General features: G+C 37.5%; 4 protein-coding genes. 3 read left to right on the forward strand and 1 reads right to left on the reverse strand.

Going from position 1 to position 7285, the window contains the following annotated elements; genetic code table 11:
- Positions 1–39: 39 nt before the first annotated feature.
- The 3 genes from B0E44_RS13555 (at position 40) to B0E44_RS13565 (ending at position 4780) form a co-directional block, all read left to right on the forward strand.
- The gene (locus tag B0E44_RS13555) at positions 40–1488 is read left to right on the forward strand and encodes an alpha-L-fucosidase (RefSeq protein WP_077376169.1); all 1449 of its coding nucleotides are present in this window, start codon (positions 40–42) and stop codon (positions 1486–1488) included.
- A 90-nt stretch (positions 1489–1578) separates the two neighbouring features.
- Positions 1579–3705 carry an alpha-L-fucosidase gene (locus B0E44_RS13560; RefSeq protein WP_077376172.1) on the forward strand — a complete coding sequence of 709 codons (2127 nt, stop codon included), beginning with the start codon at positions 1579–1581 and terminating at the stop codon, positions 3703–3705.
- A 16-nt stretch (positions 3706–3721) separates the two neighbouring features.
- A complete protein-coding gene (locus B0E44_RS13565) occupies positions 3722–4780 on the forward strand; it encodes an exo-alpha-sialidase (protein ID WP_217341309.1) in 1059 nt (352 codons plus the stop codon).
- 90 nt (positions 4781–4870) lie between these two features.
- Here the strand turns inward: B0E44_RS13565 and B0E44_RS13570 are convergent, their stop codons facing one another.
- Positions 4871–7177 carry a family 20 glycosylhydrolase gene (locus B0E44_RS13570; protein ID WP_077376178.1) on the reverse strand — a complete coding sequence of 769 codons (2307 nt, stop codon included), beginning with the start codon at positions 7175–7177 and terminating at the stop codon, positions 4871–4873.
- Between the last annotated feature and the right edge of the window lie 108 nt (positions 7178–7285).

Below are 7285 nucleotides of genomic sequence, written 5' to 3' on the forward strand. Positions count from 1 at the left end.
ATATCTATCGTTTTAAGGACTTAACAAAAAAGACACATAATGAAAAATAGATTCAAGTTATTGTTTGCGACATTCGTATTTGCCAATACAATTTCCCTTCATGCCCAAAATGATTTCAGTATGGAAGCTGACAAATCAGAAGAGGAAGGTTATGTTTTGACAAAAGATCCTCTGGTAAAAGCCAACCTTGACAAATGGCAGGGCTACAAATTTGGTGTATTAATCCACATGGGACTTTACAGTCAACTGGGAACAGTGGAATCATGGGGATTGGCTCCAGAAGATTGGGTAACCCGTGACGGTTATGATAGTTATTACAAATACGCCACCGATTACAGAAACACCAAATATAAATTGAATCCAACCAATCTGGATTCTGAAAAATGGGCCAAAATGTTCAAAGGTGCCGGAGCAAAATATATGATTTTCACATCAAAGCACCACGATGGATTTTGTATGTATGATTCGAAATTTACCGATTTCAAAATTACAAATCCAGAATTGCCTTATGCGAAAAATCCAAAAGCCGATGTGTTGAAAAACGTTTTGGATGCTTCAAGAAAAGAAGGATTGGCAGTGGGAGTTTATTTCTCAAAACCCGATTGGACAACAGAAAACTTTTGGTGGTCCTATTATCCGCCAAAAGACAGAAACCCAACTTATGACATTACAAAACATCCAGACAGATGGAAAAGTTATGTGCAATACACCCAAAATCAACTAAACGAGTTGACTACAAATTACGGAAAAGTAGATATTCTTTGGCTCGATGGATGTTGGGTTCGACCATTATCTACCATTAACAAAAAAGTGGAAGAATTCTGTAAATATCCATACGATATGGACATCGACATGAAATTGGTTTCGGAAACTGCCCGCAAAAAACAACCGGGAATGTTGGTTGTCGATCGTTGGGTTCCCAGCGAATATGAAAATTATTTGACCCCAGAACAAAAAACACCTGAGAAACCTTTGAGTGTGCCATGGGAAAGTTGCATAACTCTCGGAGGAGCTTGGGGATGGGTACCAAATGACCAGTATAAATCTTCGAAAGAAGTAATTCACTTACTGACCAATATCGTGGTAAAAGGCGGAAATCTATTATTGGGAGTTGGGCCGGACGCCAAAGGAGAATTTGATCCAAAAATCGAAAAAACTTTGGCCAGCGTTGGAAAATGGCTATCCACAAATGGTGAAGCAATTTATGACACCAAACCGATTGCTCCTTATTTAGACGGAAAAGTGGGGTACACCCAAAAAGGAAATGCGGTTTATGGAATTTACATGCCAGCAAAAGACGAAAAAGAACTGCCAGCCGAAATCATTATCAAAACCGATATGAAAGGCAGCTTGAAAGCCACTTTATTGGTCAATAAACAAAGGTTGAACAGCAAAAAAGTACAAGGCGGAATTGCAATCACAATTCCTCAAGAACTTAGAGCTTCTTTAGCTAATCAAGAAGCGGTAGTCATTAAAGTGAGTAAATAATTCTTTGGAATAAGCAATAGAAATAATCAGTCAGTAATATCATCATTTATTGACTGATTATTTTTTGTCTCCATTTAAAAATTATAAAAGATGAAAAAACAGTTATTAACCGTTTTCGGATGTTTGGCATTTTTGTCAATAACAGCCCAAAAAATAAATGCTCCTGTACCCTATGGCGTTTTACCAACCGAACCTCAATTGCGTTGGCAGGAATTGGAACAATATGTTTTGGTTCATTTTACGCCAACAACTTTCCAAAATAAGGAATGGGGTTATGGAGACGCCGACCCTGGAATTTTCAATCCAACAAAATTTGATGCGAGTCAAATCGTTAACGCTGCCAAGGACGGTGGTTTCAAAGGAGTGATTCTTGTTGCCAAACACCATGATGGATTCTGTTTGTGGCCTACAAAAACAACATCTTACAATATTAGTAAAAGTCCTTTCCGAAACGGAAAAGGCGATATGGTGAAAGAGTTTGAGCTTGCAACACGCAATGCGGGAATGCAATTTGGACTCTATTGTTCGCCTTGGGACAGAAATAATGAAGATTATGGCAAACCGAAATATGTTGACACATACCGTGAGCAATTAAAAGAATTATATTCAAATTATGGAAAATTATTCATTACATGGTTTGATGGTGCCAATGGTGGTGACGGCTATTATGGTGGTACAAAAGAAAAAAGAAATATCGACCGTGGTACCTATTACGGATGGGAAACAACTTGGGGAATTTCCAAAGAAATACAGCCCGGAGCTGTTATTTTTGCGGACAATGGAGATGTGCGTTGGGTAGGAAATGAGCATGGTTTTGCTGCAGAAACCTCTTGGGCAACTTTTACCCCTGAGCCAATCGCAGGTAAAACAATAGCTGTACCGGGAGAAACCAATTCGGAAAAAGCACAGGAAGGAACACGAAATAGTAAGTTTTGGAAGCCTGCCGAATGCGATGTCCCGCTCAGAAATGGCTGGTTTTATCACACTAACGAAGACAATCAGGTAAAATCAGTTTCGAAATTGTTTGAGATTTACTGTAAATCTGTTGGAAGAGGAGGTTGTCTGGATTTAGGAATTGCGCCAAACACTAGTGGCTTATTGCATCCAAATGATGTAAAAGCATTGAAAGATTTTGGTGATTTCCTAAAGCAATTATTTGCTGACAATCTTGCTAAAAAAGCTGTAATTACAGCTTCGGAAATTAGAGGAGCTGATAATAACTCATTCGGAACCAAAAACCTGATAGATGATGACCGCTACTCCTACTGGGCTACCAATGATGATGTAAAAAAAGGGTCGCTAACTTTGGAGTGGAAAAAAGAACAAACTTTCAATATCATCCGTCTTAGAGAAAACATAAAACTCGGTCAACGTATCGAGAAAATTGAAATCGATGCTTTTATAAACGGAAATTGGAAAAAAATTGGCGAAGCTACAAGTATTGGAGCTAACCGATTGGTTCGTTTGCAAAATTACATTACAACTTCAAAATTAAGAATTCGCATCGAAGAATCACCTGTTTGTATTGCTTTAAGCGATGTGGGAGTCTTTAAAGAACCCGAACAATTGGCAGTTCCAAAAATTAAAAGGAACAAGGATGGAATGGTTTCTATAACTACCGAAGTACCTGTAAACCAAATTCATTATACTATAGACGGGACAGAACCTAGCTCACAATCTCCCGTTTATCAAGGTGAGTTTTTATTTTTAACTTCTGGTGAAGTAAAAGCAAAATCTTTTGGAACAAAAATAAAATCCGGTGAAACAATAATTCAATCGTTTAATGTTTGTAAAAAAGACTGGAAAATAGTCACTGCTTTTTTTGACAATAAGGAAAAAGGAAAATCATCGAATGCAATTGATGAAAATACCGAAACTATTTGGAATACTTCCGATAACACATCGGCAACAACCTTACCGCAGTCTATTACTGTAGATATGGGTAAAGAAATAACAATCGCCTCGTTCTCCTATTTGCCACGTCAAAATGGAACTGGTGGAATTGTAAAAAACTACCAATGGCAGACAAGTACCGATAATACAACTTGGACAACAGTTGCCGAAGGTGAATTTTCTAACATCAAAAGCAATCCTGTAGAGCAAAACATCACTTTAAAAGCAGCTGTAAAAGCTCGCTATTTCAAATTCATCGGGAAAACAAGTGTGGATGGAAATTATATCAGTGCGGCTGAATTGGGAGTGAAAACACTAAAATAAAATTAAAAACAGGATCATGCATATTTTAAAACAAAATAGTATCATACTGATGTTGGTTTTATCGATGATGGTTGTGAAAGCACAAAATATACCTAAAGTCAAATTAATTACTCAGGAAAATATTTTTCCCGAGAACACTTTCAAAAGCTGTCATGCCTCTACTTTAGTCGAATTGAGCGATCATCGGATTATGGCATCTTGGTTTGCAGGCGATCATGAAGGCGCAAAAGACGTTGCGATTTGGACCTCCGTTTTGGAAAATGGAAAATGGAGTCAACCTAAATCCGTTGCCAGCGGAATTCAAAATGACACCCTTCGTTTTGCCTGTTGGAATCCGGTTTTGTTCAAAAACAAAAAAGGAAAATTGTTTTTGTTTTACAAGGTAGGTCCAAATCCACGCGAATGGTGGGGAGAAATGAAGGTTTCTAACAATGACGGAAAAACATGGGGAAAAGCCATAAGATTGCCAAATGAAATTTTAGGACCAATCAAAAACAAACCTATTCAACTCAAATCAGGCAAAATTATTTATCCTTCAAGTACAGAAAGCGTAAAGGATGATATTTGGAAAATCCATATCGAAATTAGCAACAGTAACGCTACCAAATGGGACAGGATAATTATCGACAATGGCGAATTTGGGCTGATTCAGCCTTCTATTGTGGAATATGCCGATGGAAGTCTTCAAATGTTGTGCCGAAGCCGACAAAATGTAATCGTCGAAACTTGGTCTACAGACGAAGGATTAACTTGGTCAAAGCCCGCTGCAATTTCACTTCCCAATCCTAATTCAGGTATTGATTCTGTGATGCTTAAAAACGGTAGTCAACTTTTGGTTTATAATCCAATGGTTGCTGGAAAAGACTGGTGGTTGGGACGCTCGGAATTAAGATTGGCTATTTCTAAAGACGGAAAAAACTGGACTGATGTTTACACTTTGGAAAAACACGAAAAAGGGGAATACAGTTATCCCGCAATCATACAAAGCGAGGACGGAAATGTTCACATTTCCTATACCGACAACAGAAAAAACATACACTATATTTCAGTAGATATTGCTCCATTAACTAATTGAAAGCAAATTAACTGCAAACCTAAAAAAGAAAAAAAACAGCTGTGATTTAAACGAAAATCACAGCTATTATATTCAAAGAAAAACTCTTGATTATTCTACCATAATTTCATCAACAAACAACCAAGCAGATTGATTTTCACCAGGATGACCTTGAGGGCATTGGCCTAGATTTTTGGCAGTAACACGAATGATTTTCACTTTCTGTTCCGCGAATTTGGCTGTAAAATCTTTTATCTGCGTGTCTCTTTCAGCAACTGGAATCGAATTGGTTATTGTTTTCAATTCCTTAAAATTAATTCCATCTTCCGAAACTTCAAACTTCACCCACTGTGGCAAGAAAACCCATTGTCCCCAATTTTGGATACAACCCAACGTGATACTGCCAACAGTTGTACTTGTCCCCAAATCGATAGTGGCTACCAAATCAGTTCCATTAAATGCATGCCATTGTTTACCAATATTTTTTGTTCCCCTAAAACCATCCGTTAGTGTATTGGCTCCATTGGCCGGATAATAGCGGCTATTGGCATTTTCGTATACCACAGTTTTCCCAGTAGCTTTATTAAAGGTAAATGATTGTTCAGCCGGTTTTGCATTCATTACCTTGTTGTTCAAAGCCATGATTGCCTTTACGGTCATAGAAGTATTCACTTCAAAAGGTTTTTCATATTTAATGCTTCCCGTGGAGGGCACACTCCCGTCGACTGTATAATAAATTACACCATCGGTATTTTCTGTTTCGAGTGCTATTGAAAGTTTGTTATTTGCCACAATTGGCATAATATCCACTTTAAAATTCCCTTTGGAATAATGAATTCCTTTTTGTTCGAAACCAACCAAATGAGGCTGCAAACGCTCATTAAAATTTTTCCAATTGCGTAGTTCTTTTGGAGACCATAATACTTCTGCCAAAGCTGGCATACGTGGAAGAATCATATACTCTGCTTGTTCCGCTGTTGGTATATATTCGGTCCATAAATTCCCTTGGGACCCCAAAACCCTTTTTGCTTCTTCGGCGTTCAATTCTGCTGGAATTGGTTCATAACTATAGACTTTTTTCAAAGTATTAAAACCACCAATAGCAGCTGGCTCAGTTTCAGGATCTCCCTGATAATGGTCAAAATAACATGGAAAACCAGGTGTCATTATAACATCGTGTCCCATTTTGGCGGCTTCAATTCCGCCCGCTTCCCCTTGCCAGCTCATTACAGTAGCTTCGGGAGCCAATCCACCTTCCAAAATTTCATCCCAGCCAATCATTTTTCTATCCTTTGAAACCAAGAATTTTTCCATTCTACGAATAAAATAACTCTGCAATTCCTTTTCGTCTTTCAATTGCTCCGTTTTCATTCTGGCTTGGCATTTAGCACATTTTTTCCAGCTCGTTTTATCGACTTCATCACCACCAATATGAATATATTTAGAAGGAAATATCGCCATCACCTCGGTAAGTATATCTTCCAAAAAAGCAAAAGCCTGATCATTACCCGCACAGTAATTACTTTCGCCTTTACTTGCGAAGAAATTCCCTGACTGTCCAAAATTATTCTTAGAATTACAGGAAAGTTCAGGATAAGCAGCCATAGCCGCTTCTGAATGACCTGGCATTTCAATCTCTGGCACCACAGTAATATTTCTTTCTTTGGCATAAGCCACAATCTCTTTGGCTTGTTCTTGGGTGTAATAACCACCATAGGTCGATTTGCTTCTGTCTGCATTAAACTCTACCTCCGCCCAGTTCCATGATCTTCCCCAATCATCAACACGCCATGCTGCTTGCTGGGTAAGTTTAGGATATTTTTTTATTTCCAAACGCCATCCGGCTCCGTCAACTAAGTGCCAATGAAAAACGTTCATTTTATAAGTAGCAAGCAAATCAATAAACTCTTTTACCAATTCGGGAGCAAAAAAGTGACGGCTCACATCCAACATTAAACCTCTCCACTGAAAACGAGGATAATCTTTGATTTCCATACTTGGAATCTGAACCAAATCATTTGTTCTTATAGAAGGCAAAGTTTGCAATAATGATTGTACTCCGTAGAACAATCCTTTTGATGTATTTGCCTTTACTAAAATTTCATTGGCATTTACAGAAATCAAATAGCCCTCATCCCCTATTTCTGAAATTTTATCGATGCTAAAAATAATTTTATTGCCCTTGTTATTTCCTTTTAAATCAAAACCTGTAACCCTCTTTACATATTCAGCAAAAAAATGTACTACCTTTTCGACTTCCTTATCTTTTTTAGAAATTTTTATAGCAGTTTTATCATCAATGACAAAATTACCTTGTTTCATTTCTAAACTTACCGGTTGTGGTATAATGTGAACTGCTTGTTGCGCCCCCGATAACAGCGAGAATAGCAACATTGCCAATAAAATTGTTTTTTTCATTTTTTAAGGGATTTATTATTTATTTTAAACAACTAAAAATCATTTAATTACATTTAGTTTTTCTTTCTCAATATAACAATGACTGACCAATTTTGATCTAAAATTGTC

Source organism: Flavobacterium sp. A45 (assembly GCF_002001005.1).
GTDB lineage: Bacteria > Bacteroidota > Bacteroidia > Flavobacteriales > Flavobacteriaceae > Flavobacterium.